We start from the raw sequence: 23055 nt of genomic DNA, 5'->3' as shown, positions 1-23055 counted from the left end.
TTAATGCGAACGAATTTTCGCATTTTGCTGACTAGAATTTGAAAAAATGGTAAAATAATAGGAAAAAGAGGAGGATTTTGAATTATGTTGCGATTTATTCATTGTGCGGATTTACATTTTGATCGAACCTTTGAAGGATTGCATTTAATTACGCAAGTCAAAGAGTTACCTCTTGCGAATAACCAAGTATTAGAAAAAATTGTGACACTAGCTTTAGATGAACAAGTTGATTTTTTAGTATTTGCAGGAGATATTTTCCATCAAAATCGTCCGAGCTTAAAAACACAACATCAGTTTTTTAAACAAATGAATCGTTTGAAGGAACAAGATATTCCAGTCTATATGATTTTTGGTAATCATGATTATTTTGAAAAAGAGCGTTACTGGTTTGATTTTCCTGAGAATATTCATTTATTTACAGAAGAAAAAGTACGAACGATACATGGAAAAAATAAGACAGGCGAAAGTTATGCAATTAGTGGTTTTAGTTACCAACATCCGTGGATTCCCACGTCCAAAGTGAGTGAATTTCCTAAAAAAGCAGCAACTTATCACATTGGAATGTATCACGGAGACAGTAATGGTGAGCGTTTTGCGCCTTTTCAGATTCAAGAAATGAAACAAAAAAATTACGATTATTGGGCATTGGGACATATTCATGTACCAACTGTATTATCTAAAACGCCTCCAATCATCTATCCAGGAACCCCTCAAGGTCATACTCAAAAAGAAAAAGAAACAGGTGTTCAATTGGTCACGTTAGATGGGCTGACAGTACACTACGAAACAAAAAGGGTTGCTGCAGTGACTTGGGAAGATTATGAGTTATCGCTATCAGGGATGAAATCTCGTAAGGATGCTTTGGAAGCTATGAAGGCATGCTTTCAAACATCTCAGCGGCAGTTAGTTAAATTTTCATTGAAAGATACGGAGCATTTACCGATCGACTGGTTAAATAATCGTGAAAAGCCGGAATTGATCGCGTATTTAAATGAATATTTGGCACAGAATAATTTTGAACAGATTGTTTATCAGTTAGAAGTAATCGCAGTTCCTGAAAGTGAGAAACTAGTTTTAACAGGTAAAGAAGTTATGGCGCAATTATTAGCTAGCTATCAAACAAATGAAGTCTTTGAAACAATCATTGAAGAGTTAGCGACACATCCGCTAATTAAACGAACGATTTCATCACAAACATTGAAAGAAGAAACATTAGCCCAAGTGAAAACAACACTAGAGCAAGAGTTTTGTTGGAGTGAGGAAGAATAATGAGGATAATAAAAGCAGAAATTACAGGTTTTGGCCATTATCGTCAACAAACATTTGATTTTTTATCAGGTAATCAACTGTTATTTGGGCAAAATGAGATTGGAAAATCAACATTGTATCAATTTATTCAAGCCATGTTATTTGGTTTTCCCAAGAAAAATTTACGGAAACGTGACTATACTCCCCAAGATGGTGCTGCTTATGGTGGAAAGTTATGGCTAGAAATTGAACCTTATGGTGAAATTGTGGTTGAGCGTTATCGTCAAATAAATCGTGGACAAGCCAAAGTATGGATTGGTTCAGAAGAAGGCGATGAAAAACTATTTCTACAGTTGATTGCTCCTCTGAGTCAAGAGGTATTTCAAGAAGTGTTTACGTTTCAACAAGAGCAACTTTCTCAAATTGAACGTATGCAAGAAAAAGAGCTCCATGCGGCATTGATTTCTTTGGGAATTAGTGGAAGCAAACAATTAATGCAGAAAATTCAAGAATATCATAAAAATAATCAACAACTTTTCAAACCACGCGGTCAACGATTACCATTAAATAAACGTTTAAATGAATGGCAACGATTAAAAGAAACCATTCAGCAAAAAGAAGCCCAAGAAAATGATATGAAGCGAGCGTATCAACAACTATCTGTTTATACAGAACAACAAAAAGAATTACGTCAACAATTACAGCAGTTACAACAGCAACAACAAGAATTAAATCAGCAAAAAATAAATTGGCCTTTATATGAAGAATGGCAACAATTACTACGGCTAAAAGAAAGTAGTATGACTGAAAAAGAGCAAAAGCAGTTGCGTCTTTTTTACCAAGAGTATCAACAACTATCTGAAGAAATCAACAAAAAGCAAGCTGAACTATCACGTTTAGAGCAAGGGCAAGAGTCGAGTCATTATTTCTTTTATTTAGATAAAGAAAGCAAGATTCAAGAGTTACTACGTCAAAAAGTACCAATTGTTCGAATGGTGGATGAGTATGATCGATTAAATGACGAATATGAAACAATCGATACTACGTTAATGCAACTTGTAGAACGTTGGGGTTGGAAAAAAGAGGTGGCACCACCTGAATTGGATGACCAAATTTTTCAGCTGTTACACCGTTTAGAAGAATTGGATGAGGAAGTTTCTCAGCATGAGTTGCGTATTCAGTGGTTAAAAGAGAAAAAAGAACCCATAGAAATAGAAATTACCAAAATAGAAAGTAAACATCCTGAATTATTAGCAAAAACGAATACACAAGCGTATGTTTTACCGGCTATTGGTGGGGGATTATTTTTACTTAGTGTATTATTACCCAGTCCTTTAAAAGTAATAGGCATGCTCATTGGTGGCAGTGCCTTATTGATTGGTGGGGGGCTATTCTTTTATAAAAAAATTAATCCTGCATCACAAATTAAACCTCTGTGGCAAGAAAAGTTAGTCCAATTAGATGCATATGCTGCTGAAATTGAAGCAGAAACAGCAGTGTTGAACCAGACACAGCAAGAAAAACAGCAGCTGTTAACTTATTTGCAACCATCTTTTGGCAATAATACGAATTATCATACATGGCATCAAGTCTTACAAGAATATGAACAAGCCGTGGCTAGCTTCCATGAATACACGGCTTTGCTAGCAAAGAGTACCAAACAACACGAACAACTTATCAATGAATTAGCAAAAATTGAAGAAGACTTTCAACTGTTTAGTGAATGGCTACCTTTAGAAAATAAAGCGATTCAAGAAAAATTAACAGTGCTAGAAGAATTTTCAGATAAAATGCAAGATATTAAGTTAACGCGCTTGCAACAACCAAGTACGTTAATTGCGCAACAATTAAAACGTAGTAAAGAAGAACAGCATGCTTTATTTGCGAAATACCAAAACTTACTGGAAAAATTTGGGTTAGAACATCCTACTGAAATTCCTTTGTGGATGAAGCAATGGGAACAGCAACAAAAACAGGCAGAACGAAAAGCAGAATTAACGCATCTCTTAACCCCTATTTTTCCTAAAAAAATGCGTTTCGACGAATTAACCATTCAATTACAAATTGTTCAAGAAAAGCAAGAGGTGCTTCAACAAGAAAGTTCTCAACTTTTAGAAGAAAAACAACGTGTGCAATTACAAATTGAGCATCTACAAATTGATGGTGTTTTAGATGAATTGTATCAAGAGGAAAGTCGATTGCTTTCAGAAATTCAAGAATTAGCAATTACTTGGAGTACCAATCAAGTCTTGAGTGCGAGCTTAAGTGATTTAGCGACTGAACTATCCGAACAACAATTGCCACAGTTACTACAACAAGCTTCGCATTATTTTGAGTTATTAACCAATGAGCGTTATAACCAAGTATTATTAAGCGAAGGTGTCTTACACGTTGCTTCTGACCAGACACTTCTGGATATTTATACGCTTTCCACTGGAACAAAAGATCAACTGATTATGGCTGTGCGTTTTGCGTATTTATCTTTACAAGGACAATCAATGGTAAGTCCAGTCATTATTGACGATGGTTGGTTGCATTATGATAGTTTACGTAAAGAACAGTTAGCGAAATTGTTTGCAGAATTTGGAAAAAAACACCAAGTCATTTGTTTGTCTTCTGATCAAGAAATGGTAAGCTATTATCAAAGGCTGCAACAACCAGTAATTGAAATTAAGCAAAGGATGTGAGAGACGCTTGTTTTACCTAGGTAAAGCAGAGCGTTAAACAAATGAAAAAATTACGAGAATTGGCAGTAGACGAAGAGTTTCATGCATTTGTATTAGTCAAAAATGCGGATGTACGCATGGCAAAAAATGGCAAAAAATTTATTGCTTTTACATTTCAAGACACATCAGGGACATTGGATGGTAAGTTTTGGGATGCTTCTGAAGATGAAATTAAGCGTTTTGAAGCTGGACGTGTGGTCTATCTAACTGGAAAAAGAGAAGTGTATCAAGGAAACCCTCAAGTGAAAATTTTACAATTGCGCACAGCAAAAGCGGAAGAACCGAATGACCCAAGTTTATACATGGAACGAGCACCAATTCAAAAAGAAGCGATGGAAGAAGAAATTAGCCAAGTGCTTTTTGAAATTACTAATCCTCATTGGAACCGAATTGTTCGTTTCTTATTAAACCAATACAAAAAAGAATTTTTTGAATATCCAGCAGCTAAACGAAACCATCATGCGTTTGCTGGCGGACTTGCTTACCATACTACAACGATGCTTCGCCTAGGTAAAGCAATCGTTCGCGAATATTCTGAATTAAATGCTTCCTTGCTTTACGCAGGTATTATTTTACATGATTTGGGCAAAGTAATAGAGTTGAGTGGACCAATGTCAACAGAATATACGCTAGTGGGGAATTTAGTAGGGCATTTGGTTTTAGTTGATGAAGAAATTACTAAAGCTTGTTTGGCGCTAAAAATTGATGAACGTGATGAAGATGTAGTTGTTTTGCGTCATATGGTACTGTCGCATCATGGTCTATTAGAATATGGTTCTCCTGTTCGTCCACGAATTATGGAAGCAGAAATTTTGCATCAAATTGACAATTTAGATGCTTCGATGCAAATGCTCTTAACCTCCATTCGTCAAACTGAACCTGGCGAATATACAGATCGTATTTTTGGTTTGGATAACCGTAGCTTTTATGTCCCAAAAAATATTTAAAACTTAATTGCTACAATCAAAAATAAATCTTACTCTATACGATTCCTTCTTTGATAATCGTATAGAGTTTTTTTTATTCGTTAAAAACGAAATTACTGAATTGAAATTCTATAGTAAGACGTAAAAACAGGCGTTAAGTACATCCGTACTTAACGCCTGTTTTTGAGAATTATTTGCTTTCTTCAGTTGATGCGTTTGTTTCTGATTCTTTTGTAGTAGATTCTTTGGCATCAGAGTCTGAAGATGTTTTAGTTTCTGCTGCATCAATGAAGTTTGTTAGAATATTTGAGAATGCTTCATCTTTGATTTTTACATTTGCGTCAACTAATTCTTCACCAATAGCTTTTGTTGTAAATTCGCTATCGTTTAATTTTGTATCAGTAGCAATTTCTTTAATCTTGTCTTCGTATTTAGACATGTCATTGCCTTTTGATTGGTTTTTCACCATTTTCACTACATAGTAGCTTGTACCATATGCAGAGTTTACAGCGATTGGTTCAGAAATTTCACCATCTTTTAAATCCCAAGCAGCAGCTTTTACTTCTTCAGGAATTGTTGTAGCAGCTGTTGATGAGTCAAATTTCACTTTACCACTATCTTCTTTTGAAGCATCAACTGATTTTTCTTTGGCAACTTTACCAAAATCAGCATCTTTTTTACTTACTTCTTCTTTTACTTCTTTTGCTTCATCTTCAGATGTTACTGCAATTAATTGTGCTTCAACTTCTGGATGGAAAGAATCCCAAGCAGCTTTCAAGTCAGCATCTGTTAAGTCTACGTGAGCTTTCAAACCTTCTTTAAAGGCTAAGCTTTCACGAATACTATTTTCAACTTCTTTACGAGACATGCCAGAAGCTTTTAATTGATCTTCGAAAGTATCACCAAAAACATTTGTAATTTCTTTTTCAACGTCTTTGTCTGTTACTTTATCGCCGTATTTTGATGTGAAAACTTCTGATAAAATCATGTCAAAAACAATTTGTTGACTGTTTTGATCGGTTTTTGCTTTCTCATAAAAATCTTCAACGGTTAATTTAGCACCTTTCATCGTTGCGATTTCTGTATTTGTGTTACCTGAGCAAGCAGCTAGCGTGAAAACACTCATTGCGCCGACAACTGCTAAAAGAATTTTTTTCTTCATTGTATTAAGCACTCCTGTTATTAGATTTCAATATGTTCATAGCCATAACTATACCATACTCTTTTTCAGAAAGGAAAGTGTTGGTAAAATCTTTCAAATAAAATTCATACAAATATCTTTTTCTTTACTTTTTCTTAGTTTCATTTTGAACAGGAAGTGAAGCAATATATTGATTCATTTCTTCCACTTGTTCATTGATTCGTGCCAGACGAGGCTCGGCTTGAAATTTGAAGGCTTCGACATCCTTTTGTAGCGATTTCGTAAAGTAGGGAATCGTTTCTTCAACGGTTTTCTGGGTTTGAGCAAGTGCCTGTTGAAAATTTTGTAAGCTTTCATTAAATTCTTTAGTTGATTCAGTGACATCATCAATGTATGTCTCTACCATTTGTTGGGTTTCCTTGCCGCTACGAGGAGCCATCAATAAACCACTGACGCCACCAACTGTTGCGCCAAATAATAATCCTTTTATGAAACTCATTTATTTCACCTGCGCTTTGATTTTTTCAGCAATAGCAACCATTTCTTCCGAGGTATAATCATCCATGTGTTTACCGAAATGCATCGAGAAATCGTCATCTTTTCCATAACGAGGGATTAAATGGACATGTGAATGAAAGACAGTTTGATAAGCTACTTCTCGGTTATTATTCACAATATTCAACCCTTGCATTTCAGGAAATGATGCTTCGAGTGCACGGGCAATTTTTGGAATGCGTGTAAAGACGTCCGCCGCTAATTCTTCTTCGTATTCGAAAACATCAGAAACATGTTTTTTAGGAATAACTAATGTATGTCCTTTAGTTACTTGCGTGATATCTAAGAATGCATAGATTTTTTCATCCTCATATACTTTATAACTTGGAATTTCTTGATTGATAATTTTACAAAAAATACAGTTTTCCATAAAAATTTCCTCCTATTTCTTTTATAGTTACTTTACCATATTCTAGTGTTTAGCTGTAATTATTTTCCTTCTTAATGGAGCCGTGCTTGTTAAAGCTTTTTTTTTCTTCTATACTATAGAAAAAAGTGATGAAAGGAGTTTTGGCTATGTACGTGGGAATTGATATTGGTGGGACACAAATTAAATATGCGTTAGTAGACGATGCAGCGCAAATTTTTGAAAAAAGCGCCCTGGATACGCCCAAAGATAAAGAACCATTTTTAGAACAAGTTACAGCAATTATTCAAGCGTATCAGGAAAAGCATGACGATATTTTAGGTGTTGGAATTAGTGCACCAGGTATCATTCAAAAAGATGGAATGATGACGACAGCAGGTGCTATTCGTTCCTTATATGGCACAAACTTAAAAGAAGAAATTAAAGCCCGTACAGGTATGGTAACTGTGGTTGAAAATGATGCGAATGCAGTTGCAATCGCTGAAAAATGGGTAGGAAATGCCCAAGATTTAGATAATTATTTATGTATTGTTTTAGGAACTGGTGTTGGTGGCGGAATTGTCATTAACGGAGAGGTTTTCCGTGGTGCACATGGTATAGCTGGTGAATTTGGCTGGGCAATTACTAAAGAGTTACCTGAAGAAGGTAATATTGAATATGCTAGTTTAAACCTTCACATATCTGTCATTGGTGGCTTGTGCCGTTTGTACAATGAGGCGCTAATTAAAGAACAACCAGAAGCAACATCAACATGGGATGCTCGTGAGATTTTACAACGTTATACAGAAAATGAACCGATTGCTCGCCAAGTTGTTGATCGTTTTCATCAAGATTTAGCGGTTGGTTTAATAAATTTAATCAGTCAATATGACCCAGAGGCGATTTTAATTGGTGGTGGTATCAGTGCCAATGAACAATTTTTTAATGGTCTTAAAGAAACAATGGAAAAACTTGAGACGCGTCATGAGAGCATTAATTTTATCAAGCAATATGGCTGGACACCCATTTTACCAGCAAAATTAAAAAACGATGCAGGAATTATTGGAGCCGTTTACCCATTACATAAACAATCACAATCGTCATGAAAAAAGTCTGTTGAAAAATTCTGAAAATATCTAGAGTTTTAGTTGCGTGAATGTTTTTTTATCAGTACAATAGTTTGAGAAGAAACAAGGAGGCCGTGAAAAAATGTCAGGTTTTAATTTAGGCACAACTACTGCACTAGCAACAGTAGCAATTCGTGTCAAAGATCGTGATAAAATGATTGATTTTTATCGTGATTTGATTGGTTTTGTCTTAAAAGGGGAAGAAAATGCCTTAGCGATTATGGGAACGGTTGAAGATAAAAGTGAAAATTTGTGGTTGGAAGAAAGTCCACGTGCGCAAGATTACTTTGGTAAAGTAAAAAAATTACAGCATTTAACACTGCGAGTAGGTAGTGTAGCAGAATTAAGTGATATTTTTGCACGCTTGAAAAAAGCGGATTATCCAGTGACTATTTTGCTCAATGAGACAGAAGCTCGAATTCAACTAACTGATCCAGAAGAGAATCAATTAGAAATTTATACTCAAGTCAATGAAGCATTGTCTGAAACAGATTTGTTAGCCGCTAGTACCGGAGAACATACGCATTTGTCTGTCGATTCACACTTTGAACACGTGCACTTAAATGTAATAGAAGTTATCGAAGAAGCTTCATTTTTACATGAAATTTTAGGTTTTGAAAACAAAGAACAAGGCTATCACTTAAACAATCAATCTTTTCATGTAGGATTAAACAAAGCGGAAAGTGAAGCTATCGCAGTGGAAAGCCATGAAATTTTAGGTTTAGAATTTTTAAAATTTTTTATTAGTGAAGAAAATATTCTGGACTTAGAAAAACATTTAAGTGAGTTGAAAAAAGAATTTTTTATTGATAAAAAGAAATCTATTTTAACCATTTATGATGCGGTTGGCATCGAGTGGTGGTTCGTTCGTCATTAGAAAAAGTCATAAGTTATTGCGAAATGCAAGAGCTTATGACTTTGTTTTTGCATTTTTACAAAGGAGAGTATCAGAATGAAAGTAGCAATCTTAGGATATTCGGGAAGCGGAAAATCAACCTTAGCCAAACATATTGCCACAACGCAACAGATTCCTTGTTTGCATCTAGATACGGTGCAATTTATTGAAAATTGGCAGACGCGTCCCGATGAGGAAGCCAAGGCTCTTGTAAAAGAATTTTCAGCTGGAGCGAATTGGGTTATCGATGGAAATTACACACGCTATTATCAAGCTGAGCGTCTAGAGAAAGCTGATCAAATCGTATTGTTATTGTTTCCACGCTGGCATGCTTTGCGACGTGTGGTGACTCGCTATTTTAACTATCGTGGGAAAACTCGTCCAGACATGGCAGAAGGTTGCGAAGAAAAAATTGATTGGGAGTTTTTATGGTGGGTTTTATATCAAGGGCGCACTAGAGCAATTAGACAACATTATCAAGAAATTAAAGATGCTTATCCTGATAAAACCATTATTGTTCGCAATCAATCGGAATTAGAGAAGTTATACCAACAATATCACTAATTATCGAAAAGGAGTGAAAAGATGTATCCTAAAACGCAAGCAATGATTGCTAAAAAACTAGCGCAAGGCGTTTTTCCTGGTGTCGTCTATCAATTTATTGAACAAGAAAGTGAGACGCATGTTTTAGGAGACGCTGCGGTTTTACCGGAGAAAGAAGCAATGACGCAGCAGCATGTCTTTGATGTCGCTTCTTTAACTAAAGTCATTTGTACAACAAGTGTGGTGTTACGTTTATGGGAACAAGATAAATTGCAGATAGATGCACCACTCAAACAATATTTACCTACTTTTGCGAATGATCAAATTACCTTACGCCATTTATTAACACATACCTCAGATATTCAAACGTGGATTCCCAATCGAGATCAATTATCTGCGTTTGAATTACAAAAAGCATATCTAACTTTACAACCAGGGGAAAACCTAGGTAAAATAGTGAAATATACTGATGCAGGAACGATTTTATTAGGATTTATGTTAGAAGAATTATTAGGGAAATCCGCAACAATCATTTTTCAAGAAGAGGTCTTGAAGCCAATTGGCATGACAAACAGTCAGTTTCCACCACTAACTGCTAATCGGATTGTACCTACGCAACAATTGGCAGATGGGACAGTCATTAAAGGAATCACACATGATCCTAAAGCTCGCATTTTAGGAGAGCATGCGGGTAATGCAGGATTATTTACGACGATTGACGATATTCACTTGTTCATGCGAACTTATTTTGAGGGCAGTTATTTAAAGTCGGCAACTATCGAGTGGCTATTGCAGGATCATACCCCTATGCAAAACGGGAAGAGGTCATTAGGTTGGGATTTGAAAGAAGATATGTTTTTTCATACAGGGTACACGGGGACTTTTTTGCTAATCGATCCAAGGAAACAGCAAGGATTCGCCTTTTTATCGAATCGTGTGCATCCTGTTGATAAACGCGAAGACTATAAACGACACAGGGATGAAATTATTGCACAGTATTTATCTGAAAAACGATTACAAAACGTGCTATAATAAGCCAATAGAAAAGTAACGAGAGGAGAGCAACAATGCAACCATTATTTATGGAACCTGTATTTCAAGAGAAAATTTGGGGAGGAAGTCGATTAAAAACCGTCTTTGGTTTTGATATCCCCAATGACCATATTGGTGAAGATTGGGCGATTAGTGCCCATCCACATGGCGTTAGTGTTGTACAAAATGGGCCTTACAAAGGACAAATGTTAGATGCATTGTGGGCAGAACACAAGGAATTATTTGGTCAACCAAGCGAAGAAGTGTTCCCATTATTAATAAAAATTTTAGATGCAGAAGATGATTTATCTGTTCAAGTGCATCCAGATGATACTTATGGCTTAGAACACGAAGGAGAGCTTGGCAAAACGGAATGTTGGTATATTATTGATGCTGCACCAGGAGCAGAAATTATTTATGGACATTCAGCGACCACTCGTGAAGAACTCGCACAAATGATTGAAGAAGAACGTTGGGATGATTTATTTGTACGCGTGCCTGTTAAAAAAGGCGATTTCTTCTATGTTCCAAGTGGCACCATTCATGCGATTGGAAAAGGTATTTTAATTTTGGAAACCCAACAAAGTTCGGATACCACTTATCGCGTATATGATTATGATCGAACAGATGATCAAGGGCAAACTCGTGAGTTGCACATTCAACAATCGGTGGATGTCACAACTGTTCCTGCACGTACACCAGAAGTAAGTATTACCGAGGTAAGACATGGTGAATCTGCTGTAGTCACATATTTGAAAACCGACTTCTTTAATGTTTATGAATGGCAAGTAAAAGGTGTATTAAATTTTGTAAAACAAGCACCATACACCTTAGCAACAGTTATCGATGGTTATGGAAAATTAGTTGTTGATGGGGAAGTGTATGAGCTAGAATTAGGAACAAGCTTTATTTTGCCAGATCAAATTACTAGTTGGGAAATTCAAGGTGATGTAAAAATCATTGCCTCAGAACCTGGAGAAAAATAGTGAAAAAACAAGCTTAAACCTTTTGATAGAGGGTTTAAGCTTGTTTTTTTGTTTAGTTTTGAACATTTCGTTTCATCACTGATTCACGTTTAATCAAGCGATGAGGAACAACTACACGAATACTACGTTGTTGTTTATTGTTTAATTGATCCATTAAACGTTGTGTGGCAATTTTACCTAGGGAAGGTACATCGATATCCATACTTGTTAAATAGGGATGAATGAGTGTTGCAAAAATAGAATTGTTAAAGCTGATAATAGAAATGTCTTCAGGAACTCGATAGCCGTATAAATTGACTAATTGCATGATTCGTACAGCAAATAAGTCATCAAGTACCACAATAGCTGTTGCTTTCGTATTGGTCAAGGTTTCTTCAAATCTAACGTAATCATCAGGTGATTCAAAAGTTGCTGCTGAATGAACAGGCAAGTTTGCCATCATTAAGGCTTTTTGATAGCCGAAAAAGCGTTCATAATATAAATTCTCGTGCGTGATATTACTTGCAAAGAGAATTTGTTCGTGACCTTCTTCAATTAGATATTCAGTTGCTTGTTTACCTAATAATTGATTGTCATTATCCACATAAATGGTTTTCTCTTCCGCAATATACGGTTGCCCAATCAAAGTGAAAGGGACTGCTTCTTCTAATAAATAACGAATAATTGGATCATCTTTATCAGAATAAGTCAAAATGAACCCATCGACTTGCTTTTGACGATGCATACGCTGAACATTTTCTAACAGGGTATCAAAGTCTCGTGCTGAAGCAATCGCTACCGACATGCCATAATTGCGTGCTTCATCATTAATTGTCTCAATGGTCTCTAAGTGAAAAGGATTACCGATACGTTCTTTTGAATCTAACGGCGGTAATACGACGCCGATTGCACTTGAAATCTGTTTACCAAGATTACGTGCAGCTAAATTCGGGGTATAACCTAACTCATCCATTACTTTGCGGACTTTTTTCTTAGTCTCTTCCGAAATACTCGGATGGTCATTGATGACACGGGAGACGGTGGATGTCGCCACGCCCGCTTTTTTTGCTACATCTTTTACCGTAATACTCATGTTTTCCCACCTCTCGATTATAGTATCACAGGGAACCATTACCTGCTAGCTTGATTTGAAAAAACGTTCATTTGCCTCAACGACAAATGAACGTTTGTAAGTAGGCCTAGTTGTTTTTTACAGGGATTTCTAGAGAATCTTCTAATGTGTAACTGTCATTGTAAACAGTTAAGGTTAAGGCTTCCCCGTCAATTAATTTCAACGTTACGTGTTCTTGGGTCACAGAAACAGCTAACAGGCGCCCACGATAGTTGATATGAAAGGCATAAGAATCCCAAGTTTTAGGAACAAAAGGAGCAAAGCTTAACACTTCATCAAAGGTTTTCATTTGAGCGAATCCTTGAACAATTCCTAACCAGCTACCAGTCATTGAAGTAATGTGTAAGCCATCTTCTGTATCGTTGTTATAGTTGTCTAAATCTAAACGTGCGGTGCGTTCGTACATTTCCAAGGCTTTGTCTTCCATTCCCAATTCAGCGGCTAAGATCGCATGAATGGAAGGAGAGAGAGAAGACTCATGAACAGTCATTGGTTCATAAAATTCAAAGTTACGACGTTTTTCTTCTTTTGTGAATTGATTGCCTAAGAAATAAATACCTTGTAAGACATCCGCTTGTTTGATAAAGCAAGAACGTAAAATTCGATCCCATGACCAGTTTTGATTTAATGGTAAGTGTTTTGGATCTAACTCAGTGACGTTCATTAAATCTTTATCTAAGAATGTATCATGTTGGACAAACACACCAAGTTCTTCATCAACAGGGAAGTACATTTTTTCAATAATTTCACGCCATTTCGCCTGTTCTTCTTCTGAAATCGTAATTGTTGTTTCTTCTTGATAACGCAAGTAGTTTTCTAACGTATAGTTTAACACCCAAGTCGCAATTGTATTAGTGTACCAGTTATTGTTGATATTATTTTCATATTCATTTGGACCAGTTACGCCATGAATCATATACGCATCGTTACGTTTTGAATAATGCACGCGGTCTGCCCAGAAACGTGCGATTTCGACTAATACTTCTAAGCCGTTTGTTTTAAGGTAGTCTGTATCACCTGTGTAATTTGTATAGTTGTAAATAGCATAAGCAATTGCACCATTACGATGAATTTCTTCAAAGGTAATTTCCCATTCATTATGGCATTCAACTCCTGTAAAAGTAACCATTGGGTAAAGTGCACCTTTAAGACCTTGTTGACGGGCATTGTGTTGTGCTTGTGGTAATTGATTGTGACGGTATTTTAATAAGTTTTTAGTGACATTTGCATCAGCTAAAGCAAGATATAACGGTACGGCATACGCTTCTGTATCCCAATAAGTTGCACCACCATATTTTTCACCTGTAAAGCCTTTTGGTCCAATGTTTAAGCGCTCGTCTTCGCCATAATAAGTTGAGAAGAGTTGGAACAAGTTAAAACGAATCCCTTGTTGAGCAGCGTCATCGCCTTCAATTGTCACATCAGCTAAATCCCAACGTTTACGCCACGCATCTGCTTGTTCTTGACGTAAAGCATCATAGTCTGAACCAAACTGGGTCATGTATGCTATCGCGGTTGTTACTTGTTTTTCTTCTTCAAAATCACGACTAGTTACTACGATAACTTCTTTTTCTAAACGAATTTTTTCGCCAGCATTCGCTTGAAAATCAAACGTAGCAGCAATCGCTAGTTCACTTGTTTCAATGGTTGTTGGTAAAACGTTGTGCGCCATTGCTGACGTGACTGTAAATTGTTCAATACCAAAATCATTAGGCACAGTGCGTGTCGTTAAATGATGAATATCATTAGTCGTTCCTTTGGCTAATTCCTCCCAGAACATCTCATCGTAGTTACTATCTTCATTTTGAACGTTGTTATCTAGTTTAGAAACAATATGAATAGCTGCATGGCCTTCTAAAACTTCAGCGTCCATGCGAATCATAGCTAATTCTTTTTTTGCGATACTTAAGAAACGTTCAAAAGAAAAAGCAATCGTTGCACCGCCAACTGTTACAGTAAAGCGACGTAATAAGATGCCTGTTTCCATATCAAGTTCCATGTAAAAATCTTGCGGATTAATAACTGAAAGGTCAACAGTTTCACCGTTAACAGTGATATCCATAGCGATAAAGTTCACAGCGTTAATCACTTTACCAAAATATTCTGGATAACCGTTTTTCCACCAGCCAACTCGTGTTTTATCAGGATACCAGACACCGGCTAGATACGTTCCTAAATGGTGGTCTGCACTATAATGTTCTTCAAAGTTACCGCGCATACCCATGTAGCCGTTTCCAATACTTGTCAAAGATTCTTGCAAACGACGATTTTCGACATCAAGTTTAGTTGTGGCAATTTTCCATGGATGAATATCAAAAAGACGTTGAATATGTTGCATAATTTATTTCCTCCAGCTCGTTTATTTTATATGTATATATTAAACGCAAACGGTTGCGTTAGTCAAGTGTAATATTGCAGAATAGTTTATTTTATTTTTTAAGCGAAACGATAGAGAAACCGATTGCATTTTATTGTATTTTGTTTTCATTGAAGGAAAAAAAGATGGTTGTTTCACTATACGAAGTGTACTACAATATTTAGTGATGTTGCTGTTAGTCGTGGTTTGAGAGTGAGGAACGTAAAAAGTAATGAAAGTATTAACGTTAAATACCCATAGTTGGATGGAAGAACATCCAGAAGAGAAATTTGAACAATTAGCAGAGATGATTTTAAAAGAAGAATATGACGTGATTGCTTTGCAAGAAGTTAATCAAGGAATTAAGTCAGAACCAGGGATTGTAGGCGACTTATATTGTCCTACAACAGATATGGTTATTCATGAAGATAATTTTGTTTTGCGATTAGTGGATTATTTAACTGCAAATGATGTCGAATACTACTGGACATGGACATTTTGTCATATTGGTTATCAAAAATTCCACGAAGGTTTGGCATTATTGTCTAAAAATCCGATTTTACCAAAAGATTATTTAGTCTCTCAATATGATGGTGCCGAGGATCATCGTCGTCGTCCGTTATTAACAGGAGTGACAGAAATTGCTGGGCAAATGGTTCGTGTATGTAGCGGGCATTATTCTTGGTGGTCACAAGAGGGATTTGTAACGGAGTGGCAAAATACGGTAGCAGTTTTAAAAGATAATCCGTATCCTTTGTTAGTGATGGGCGACTTCAACAACCCAGAAGGCACAGAAGGCTACCAGTTAGTGACAGCAAGCGAGTTAGGCTTAATGGATACCTTTGTAACATCTGAGAAACAAATCGGCTCATACACCGTTTCAAAGGCAATTGACGGTTGGAACGATAACCAAGGCAGCTTGCGAATTGATTACATTTTTGCTACAAAAGAATTCGTGCCAGAAACTTATCAAGTGATGTTTGATGGGATTAGTGGACCAGTTGTTAGCGATCATTTTGGAGTTGCTGTAAAATTCAACTAAAAAAAGTTGTGGGGAAAAACTTCCTCACAACTTTTTTTAATCTAATGAAAAAATTTCTTCTTTCGCAGTAATGCTACGCTCTTGAACACTAGGTAGTTCTTTTTCTTCAGGGAATAAAACCATCAATGTTGACGCTTTGCCTTTTGCTTTAAGCAATTGATGATCAACACGTGCTAGTAAGGTGTCAGGTGACACTTTATCGCCTTCTTTTACGTGGATATCGAAACCTTCCCCATTTAATTCAACGGTATCAATGCCAATATGTAGCAAAATGTCTTTGCCGTTTTTGGCTTTGACGCCAATGGCATGTTTCGTTGGGAAAATGGTAGTGATTGTTCCTTCGACCGGTGCGTAGATTTCAGCAATAGTCGGTTCGATTGCTAGCCCAGGTCCCATCATACCTTCTGCAAATACTGGATCGCTCACTTGAGACAACGGAATCAACATCCCTGTTGTTGGACTGTGTAGCGTCGCTTTTTTCTTTTTAAATAATGAAAACATCTTTTACACTCCTCTCAAACGCCAAGCAATAAATAGCGTTAGAAAACTTAATAATAAAATAAATCCAATTGCAAAGTAAAAAATTAATTTAATTTGAGATGATGTATTTTCTTTGACTGGTAATAAGGCACGTCGTAAGAAGAAGGTTAACAAAGCACCAATAATATTCCCTGTCATCGCTTGTTGAAAAATTGAAATAAAGACGAACTGTCCCAATAAACCCTCTCTACTTTGTGAAACGCGACTAACAAAAAAGAGAACAGCCGCTTGAAAAAGGGTCAAACAAGCAATAAGATTCCCTAATGCTATCCCAGGAACATATTGAATTAAGTCTTGTATTGCTACATCTTTCATTATACTAGAAATTAGCAAATAAACATAAAATAAAATAGGGAAGAGGACCCAATAAGTTAATAAGATTTGTTGTAGTCGCTTGGAATTTGTTGTCCATCGCAGCATAGTTATCCCTCCGTTAATTGGTAAATCCCGTAAGAACGATACAAGTAATCAATTAAACAATGCAAAGTTATTAATGAAATGACTTCACTATGTTTTTTCCCGATAGTAAAAGGGGAGCAATAATAGTTTAAGTGATGCGTACTATTGCGAGCAAAATAGTTATTGCCAGATGCTGTAATCGCAATTACAGGGATTTGACGCATATGAAATGTCGTCAGATTTTCTTTTACATCTGCTGTTTCCCCACTGACAGAAGTCACCATAAAGCAATCATCACTGGTAATCATAGGCATGGCCATATCTAATTCCGTTTTATTGGGTAAGATAATGACTCTTTTTTCTAGTGATAACATCATTTTTGAAAATTCTTCTAAGGGCTTTTTCTGAGAGAATCCAGTTGAGTAACAATAGATCGTTTTACTTTTACTAAGTAGTTCGTTAATTGGTTGCAAATCAACGGAGCGGATATAATCCAGTGTTTGTTGGATATCATCCAATTGTTTATCGTAGATTTGTTTTTCGCTTTCTTCAACTAATAAATGTTGTTGTTCTTGTCGCAAAAAATATTTGAATTCAGAATAACCGGAAAAGCCCATTTTTTTCGTCAAGCGTAAAATCGATGACTTGGATGAATGGACTCTTTCGGCTAAATCAAGAATACTTAAGTTAACAACTTCCTCTGTGTGTTCTACAATGTAATGCAAAATTTCTAAATCTAGCTCACTTAAGTCTTTGGCATAGTGATGAATCAAACGTTGCAATTTCATCAAATCCCTCCTTCTTCCGTTATTATAACTGAAAAAGAAGAAGGAGGGATGAATAACTGCTAATAATTATTTTAATTCAGGCCAAAACTCTTGGTTGGCTTCGATTAAATCGTCTAATAATTGTTTAGCAACCCGCGCATTTGGCACGATGCGTGATAAGGTTAAGGCTTGCCATAGTTTCTGGTAAGAACCTTCTACCCAAGCTTCCACTACTAATTTTTCAACGGATACTTGTTGTTCCATCAAACCTTTTTGGAACTGTGGAATTTTTCCTTGTGTCAATGGTTCAGGACCGTTTGAACCAACGATACAGGGTACTTCAACCATTGCCGTTTCATCAAAGTTTACGATAGCGCCATTATTCGGTACAATCAATAACATTCTTTCATGTGTGTTATAAGCAATCGCACGGGCTAAATCGACAATATAACTTGCATGTTCATCGATTTCAAGAGTGGTACCTTCTGTATTGCCACGCGCAGCAATTGCATTACATTCCCCAAAGACATGTTTTTCACGGCCAGCCATTACTTCATTGGCACGTGTGTAATCAGGGTTTGAATGAGCAACTTCATCTTGAGGATAGAAATAATATTTCAAATACGTATTTGGCAAAGTATCAGGATCAACAGCATAGACTTCACGTGCTTTGGCAAAAGTGTGCATCCAGCTTTCATCTAAATGTTGTGATTCTTCGATTTCATCTTGTAGAGAATAACCATATTGTGCCACATGTTCCTTAATTTTTGGCATTAAGTCATTGCCATCTTTATCACGAATGTCTGTCCACCAGCCAAAATGATTTAATCCGTAGTAACGCACAACCATTTCTTTACGGGACTTCAATCCGATTGAGCGTGCCATACGTTCTTCAATTCCAACTGGCATATCGCAAATATTGATGATTTTTGAATTCGGACGTAGTTTACGTGTTGCTTCTGCGACGATTGCTGCTGGATTAGAGTAGTTTAACATCCAAGCATCAGGTGAATATTTTTCCATGTAGTCTAAGATTTCTAACACGCCACCAATTGAGCGCATACCATAAGCAATTCCGCCAGGTCCGCATGTCTCTTGACCAACCACACCATATTTCAATGGGATTTTTTCATCTTTTTCACGCATTGCATAAAGACCAACACGGATATGTGCCATAACAAAATCAACATCAGTAAAGGCTGTTTCTGGATCAGTTGTTGCAACAAAGTTAATGTCAGGTGCTTTTTCTTTTAATAAAATTTCGCAAGCATCTGCGACTTGTTTTTGGCGTCCTTCATTATTATCATAAAATTTAATTTGACGAATAGGGAAACGATCTAAGTTGTCTAATAACATTAAGACAATTCCAGGAGTGAAGGTACTTCCTCCACCGGCAACGACGATTGAAAATTTTTTCATGATTTTATAACACTCCTTAATCTTTAATATCTAATAATTGTTCAAATTGTTCTCTCACTTGAGGAACATCTAAGCCTACAATAACTTGGAACGCTGTACCATTGCGGACAACTCCGTGAGCACCACCTGCACGAAAAGCATCATCGGTTGCGACAATTGCAGGATCTTTAACGGTAATACGCAAACGAGTGGCACAATTATTTACTTTATCAATATTATCTGAGCCACCAAATGCTTCTAGATAAATAGCTGCTGATTCACGGTAACGATTGCCTTCAGGCTCACCATCATCATTAGCTCCGCCTGCTTTTTTCGCTTTGTAATCTTTTTTCGTAAATAGTTTAATATCATCTGAAACAGCTTCGCGACCTGGTGTTGGTAAATCCCATTTCAAAATCAAGAAACGGAAAATTAGAACATACAATACTGCGAACGCTAAACCAATCGCCAATTGTGTAAAGATTTCTGTTTTATGATTTGCAAACATTGGAATCCAGTTTTTCGCTAATAAATCTAGGAAACCACCACCCATATCTCCAGAAACACCAAAGGCATACATAGTTGCTGTCATTGAAGCAGCTAATACAGCATGAATCGCAAATAATGGCGGAGAGATGAATAAGAATGTGAATTCTAATGGTTCAGTAATCCCTGCTAAAAAGGCTGTTAAAGTGACTGGAATTAAAATAGAAATAACTTTCTTTTTGTTTTCTGGTTTTGCAGTCAGATAAAATGCTGAAGCAATCCCAATAGAACCAAACATCTTAGAGTTACCATGCATAGCAAAACCACCTTCAGGGAACAATTCTTTCAATGGTTTTGTAGAAGCAGCAAATTCATTTAGGTTTGCCATCCAAGCACGAGTAATCCCATCTGGTGTTACTGCTGGACCAAATACAAACGGGGAGTAGATAAAGTGATGCAACCCAGTAGGTATTAGTATTCGTTCTAAGAAGGTATAAATCCAAACCCCTAACACGCCTGAACTTGCTAAGAAACCTTGCATGGAGTTAATGCCATTTTGGATTTTTGGCCAGATAAGCGCTACAAGGAAAGCGATTGGTAACATTAAGAAGAATCCAATAATCACAACAAATGAAGAACCTTGGAAAATTCCTAACCAATCAGGCAATTTTGTATCAAAGAAACGATTGTGAATCCAAACAACAATAGCTGAAATGACAATTGCACCGATAATACCTGTATCTAGTGTTTTGATATTGGCAATTAATTTCAAACCACTTGTTCCGCCAGCATCCATAGCGTAATCAACACCAAAGAAATTACTGAAGTTTTTTAACATCCCACCAACGAAGTATTGGAAAGTCAAGTAGACGACAAAGGCTTCCATGACTGCACGAGCATTGGCTTTTTTTGCTAAACCAATTGGTAATCCAATAACAAATAATAATTCCATTTGATTAAAGACTGTCCATGCACCGTCTTCGATAATTGACCAAACTCCGTACCATGCGGTTCCTTCAGTTGCGATACTTCCTACTAACATCGGATTTTTACAAATAATTGCTAATGAAACCATTAAACCCGAAAATGAGAAAAGTAGAACTGGTGTAAACATTGCGCCACCAAAGCGCTGAACTTTTTCCATCATAATTGAGAAAACTCCCTTCTAAAATAACTTACGTGATTACTTTAAGTTAAAATGTGAGCGTTTACAATAGGTGGAGTTACTTATGGGACAAAAGAGTAGAAGCTGGCACTAGGTATCAGACGGCGGGAAAATTCCCACAAAAAAACGAGACTCATTTATAAGTCTCGTTTCGCTTGCGAACTACGCTTGATATTTACGGTTATATGCTAAATCGATTAAACGTTTTGCTAGGGCTTCATTTCGTGCCAAAATTGGTCCGTGGAAGTAAGAACAGAAAACATTCCGATAAATTGCGCCTTCTGTTTGGTCTTCGCCATTATTCCCAAAACCTTCAACAATTTTTCCTAAGGGACGTTCACCTTTTCCTAAGAAGGTACGACCATTGTGGTTTTCAAACCCTTCGTAAGTTTCATCGAACTCTTCATTATAGATTTTTACATCACCAATGAAGCGATTGTTATCTTGGCTCAAGGTATAATGATCCAATGCACCGATGCCATAGATTTTTTCACCGCCAGCACCAATGTAATAGTGGCCAAGTAATTGATAGCCACCACAAATGGCCAAAATGACGCCATCATTTTCAATAAATGTCGTTAAACTGTCTTTTTTACTTTGAATATCTTGTGAGACAATCAATTGCTCGTAATCTTGTCCGCCACCAAAAAAGACTAGGTCATAACGATTTGGATCAAATGGTTCGTGGATGCTAACAATTTCAATTTCTAACTCGATATCCATTTTTTTAGCGACGTAATTTAACATTAAAATATTTCCATTATCGCCATAAGTATTTAACAGATTTCCATACAAATGGGCTAGTTTTAATTGTCGTTTAGCCACGTGTCATTCCTCCTTCCATGTATCCTTTGTCTGCTAGTTTTTTACGTAATTGTAAGACAGCAGTATAGGTTGCGAGGATGTAAACATGTTCTGTTGGCAAATCTTTAATACTATCAATAACTTCATCAAGATTTTGTGTTTCTGTAATGATTTCTTCGGCAATGCCGGCAACTTTCAAGCGCAAAGCCATATCTTTATGACGATCACCACCTGCAATTACTTGTGGAATGTCCATCTCGGCAAACGCTTCATGATCGCCATCCCAAATCCAACTAACGTCAATTCCATCGGCGTAGTTGGCATTTAATAGACAAACTAATGAAAATTGATAAGGAGATAAACCAATCATATCGATGACTTGATTTAGTCCCACTGGATTTTTTACTAAAACTAAGGTACATTGCTTCCCATCAATTTCAATCACTTCTTGACGGCCAAAGACTTTTTCATCATAGCCAAGTCCAGCACGAATTTTTTCAGGGCTAACTGTATAATATTCTGCAACAGCAGTAGCAGCTAAGGCATTATAAATGTTGTACATGCCACCAACTTCTAATTTGTATTCATTCCCATCGATGACAAACTCTGCCGAAGTATTTGTCATATTTTTCAATTCCGTTAATTTATAGTCTAATTCTGGACGATGGAAGTCGCAATTCGGGCAATAATATTTCCCCAGATTGGCATAAGTAATCATTTTGTAGTGTAAAATATGTTGGCATTTCGGACACAAAACGCCGTCTGTATTGTAGTGTGCCATTTGTTCATGATCTTCTTCATGATCGAACCCGTAATATTTACGAGGATTAATGGTATCGATTGAATTGAAAATTGGTGAATCACCATTGGTTAAAATAGTTGCGTTTGGTGATTTAGCTGCACCATCAACAATTAGTTGATACGTTGTATAAATTTCACCATAACGATCCATTTGATCGCGGAAAATATTTGTAAAAACAAATAATTCTGGTTTGATGTACTCTGTAACTTTACTTAGACTGGCTTCATCAATTTCAAGGACAGCAAATTTTTTCCCACTTGTTTTTTTCGCAGAAAGAAAAGTAGAGACAATTCCTTGCACCATATTTGCACCAGTTGGATTTGTCAACACATTATCAAATTCTTGACGCAAAATATTCACAGTTAAGGCAGTTGTTAATGTTTTGCCGTTTGTTCCAGTAACCACTACAACTTGATAGTCTTTTGCTAGGTAATCTAGAATGTGCGGATCAATTGATAATGCTAGTTTTCCAGGAAGACTTGATCCTCCCTTAAAAAAATTCTTTAGTATCCATTGTGAGGTCTTGCCAACAAATGCAGCAAAATAACTTCGGATTCCCATAAAAAACCTCCATACGTAAAATGAAATATTCATTACAAATTCAACTTATCATACCATATCTTTGCCAAAAGATTAATCAGCTTCCCTTTTTCTTTAGAA

At 36.5% G+C, this 23055-nt stretch carries 21 protein-coding genes; 9 read left to right on the top strand and 12 right to left on the bottom strand.

The features are described 5' to 3' along the window. The first annotated feature begins 84 nt into the window (after nucleotides 1-84). From AC4BC7_RS11020 to AC4BC7_RS11010, 3 genes are read left to right on the top strand one after another with little or no spacing between them, the layout of a single operon-like run. Nucleotides 85-1269: a metallophosphoesterase family protein gene (locus tag AC4BC7_RS11020; protein WP_490502860.1), complete on the top strand. Its 1185-nt coding sequence runs from the start codon at nucleotides 85-87 to the stop codon at nucleotides 1267-1269. Beyond that, nucleotides 1269-3935 (top strand): ATP-binding protein, encoded by a 2667-nt coding sequence (locus AC4BC7_RS11015; protein WP_490502859.1) that lies wholly within the window; start codon nucleotides 1269-1271, stop codon nucleotides 3933-3935. Before AC4BC7_RS11020 ends, AC4BC7_RS11015 begins: the two co-directional genes overlap by 1 nt. Nucleotides 3936-3976: 41 nt before the next feature. Then, a complete protein-coding gene (locus AC4BC7_RS11010; RefSeq protein WP_207871795.1) occupies nucleotides 3977-4921 on the top strand; it encodes a 3'-5' exoribonuclease YhaM family protein in 945 nt (314 codons plus the stop codon). A gap of 169 nt (nucleotides 4922-5090) precedes the next feature. Here the strand turns inward: AC4BC7_RS11010 and AC4BC7_RS11005 are convergent, their stop codons facing one another. From AC4BC7_RS11005 to AC4BC7_RS10995, 3 genes are all read right to left on the bottom strand, one after another. Beyond that, nucleotides 5091-6062: a peptidylprolyl isomerase gene (locus AC4BC7_RS11005; RefSeq protein ID WP_490502858.1), complete on the bottom strand. Its 972-nt coding sequence runs from the start codon at nucleotides 6060-6062 to the stop codon at nucleotides 5091-5093. A gap of 124 nt (nucleotides 6063-6186) precedes the next feature. Further along, nucleotides 6187-6540 (bottom strand): YtxH domain-containing protein, encoded by a 354-nt coding sequence (locus tag AC4BC7_RS11000; RefSeq protein WP_490502857.1) that lies wholly within the window; start codon nucleotides 6538-6540, stop codon nucleotides 6187-6189. Next, nucleotides 6541-6966, bottom strand: a complete 426-nt coding sequence (locus AC4BC7_RS10995) for an HIT family protein (RefSeq protein WP_207871792.1) — start codon at nucleotides 6964-6966, stop codon at nucleotides 6541-6543. It abuts the gene before it with no gap. 146 nt (nucleotides 6967-7112) lie between these two features. Here AC4BC7_RS10995 and AC4BC7_RS10990 point away from each other — a divergent pair, with 146 nt between their 5' ends. The 5 genes from AC4BC7_RS10990 to manA all read left to right on the top strand — a co-directional run bounded on the left by AC4BC7_RS10990 (nucleotide 7113) and on the right by manA (nucleotide 11525). Beyond that, nucleotides 7113-8048, top strand: coding sequence for an ROK family protein (locus AC4BC7_RS10990; protein WP_207871791.1), 936 nt, complete (start codon nucleotides 7113-7115; stop codon nucleotides 8046-8048). Between the two features lie 103 nt (nucleotides 8049-8151). Continuing rightward, nucleotides 8152-8946, top strand: a complete 795-nt coding sequence (locus AC4BC7_RS10985) for a VOC family protein (RefSeq protein ID WP_490502856.1) — start codon at nucleotides 8152-8154, stop codon at nucleotides 8944-8946. A 75-nt stretch (nucleotides 8947-9021) separates the two neighbouring features. Next, nucleotides 9022-9528 (top strand): P-loop NTPase family protein, encoded by a 507-nt coding sequence (locus AC4BC7_RS10980; RefSeq protein WP_490502855.1) that lies wholly within the window; start codon nucleotides 9022-9024, stop codon nucleotides 9526-9528. 21 nt (nucleotides 9529-9549) lie between these two features. Beyond that, nucleotides 9550-10539: a serine hydrolase domain-containing protein gene (locus AC4BC7_RS10975; protein WP_490502854.1), complete on the top strand. Its 990-nt coding sequence runs from the start codon at nucleotides 9550-9552 to the stop codon at nucleotides 10537-10539. Between the two features lie 35 nt (nucleotides 10540-10574). Continuing rightward, nucleotides 10575-11525, top strand: a complete 951-nt coding sequence (gene manA / locus AC4BC7_RS10970) for a mannose-6-phosphate isomerase, class I (protein WP_490502853.1) — start codon at nucleotides 10575-10577, stop codon at nucleotides 11523-11525. Between the two features lie 52 nt (nucleotides 11526-11577). On the opposite strand, the gene AC4BC7_RS10965 is transcribed toward manA, so the two are convergent. Next, nucleotides 11578-12597, bottom strand: coding sequence for a LacI family DNA-binding transcriptional regulator (locus tag AC4BC7_RS10965; RefSeq protein WP_490502852.1), 1020 nt, complete (start codon nucleotides 12595-12597; stop codon nucleotides 11578-11580). 106 nt (nucleotides 12598-12703) lie between these two features. Next, entirely contained in the window at nucleotides 12704-14974 is a 2271-nt protein-coding gene (locus AC4BC7_RS10960) for a glycoside hydrolase family 65 protein (protein WP_490502851.1), read from the bottom strand. 250 nt (nucleotides 14975-15224) lie between these two features. On the opposite strand from AC4BC7_RS10960, the gene AC4BC7_RS10955 reads away from it, so the two are divergent. After that, complete coding sequence (locus AC4BC7_RS10955; protein ID WP_490502850.1) at nucleotides 15225-16034, top strand: endonuclease/exonuclease/phosphatase family protein; 810 nt, start codon at nucleotides 15225-15227, stop codon at nucleotides 16032-16034. A gap of 36 nt (nucleotides 16035-16070) precedes the next feature. Here the strand turns inward: AC4BC7_RS10955 and AC4BC7_RS10950 are convergent, their stop codons facing one another. From AC4BC7_RS10950 to AC4BC7_RS10920, 7 genes are all read right to left on the bottom strand, one after another. Then, nucleotides 16071-16535: a PTS sugar transporter subunit IIA gene (locus AC4BC7_RS10950; RefSeq protein WP_207871783.1), complete on the bottom strand. Its 465-nt coding sequence runs from the start codon at nucleotides 16533-16535 to the stop codon at nucleotides 16071-16073. A 3-nt stretch (nucleotides 16536-16538) separates the two neighbouring features. Then, a complete protein-coding gene (locus tag AC4BC7_RS10945) occupies nucleotides 16539-16994 on the bottom strand; it encodes a hypothetical protein (RefSeq protein ID WP_207871782.1) in 456 nt (151 codons plus the stop codon). A gap of 2 nt (nucleotides 16995-16996) precedes the next feature. Continuing rightward, complete coding sequence (locus tag AC4BC7_RS10940) at nucleotides 16997-17761, bottom strand: MurR/RpiR family transcriptional regulator (protein ID WP_207871781.1); 765 nt, start codon at nucleotides 17759-17761, stop codon at nucleotides 16997-16999. Between the two features lie 66 nt (nucleotides 17762-17827). Continuing rightward, nucleotides 17828-19159: a 6-phospho-alpha-glucosidase gene (locus AC4BC7_RS10935; RefSeq protein WP_490502849.1), complete on the bottom strand. Its 1332-nt coding sequence runs from the start codon at nucleotides 19157-19159 to the stop codon at nucleotides 17828-17830. A gap of 16 nt (nucleotides 19160-19175) precedes the next feature. After that, nucleotides 19176-20771, bottom strand: a complete 1596-nt coding sequence (locus AC4BC7_RS10930) for an alpha-glucoside-specific PTS transporter subunit IIBC (RefSeq protein WP_490502848.1) — start codon at nucleotides 20769-20771, stop codon at nucleotides 19176-19178. Between the two features lie 180 nt (nucleotides 20772-20951). Continuing rightward, a complete protein-coding gene (locus AC4BC7_RS10925) occupies nucleotides 20952-21614 on the bottom strand; it encodes an adenosylcobyric acid synthase (protein ID WP_207871778.1) in 663 nt (220 codons plus the stop codon). Continuing rightward, nucleotides 21607-22956 (bottom strand): Mur ligase family protein, encoded by a 1350-nt coding sequence (locus AC4BC7_RS10920; protein WP_207871777.1) that lies wholly within the window; start codon nucleotides 22954-22956, stop codon nucleotides 21607-21609. The genes AC4BC7_RS10925 and AC4BC7_RS10920 overlap by 8 nt, the downstream gene beginning before the upstream one ends. Between the last annotated feature and the right edge of the window lie 99 nt (nucleotides 22957-23055).

The organism is Enterococcus sp. AMC1623, assembly GCF_058216495.1.
The sequence above is the reverse complement of the archived record's forward strand: the minus strand, read 5'-3'. Positions and strand labels throughout refer to the sequence as shown.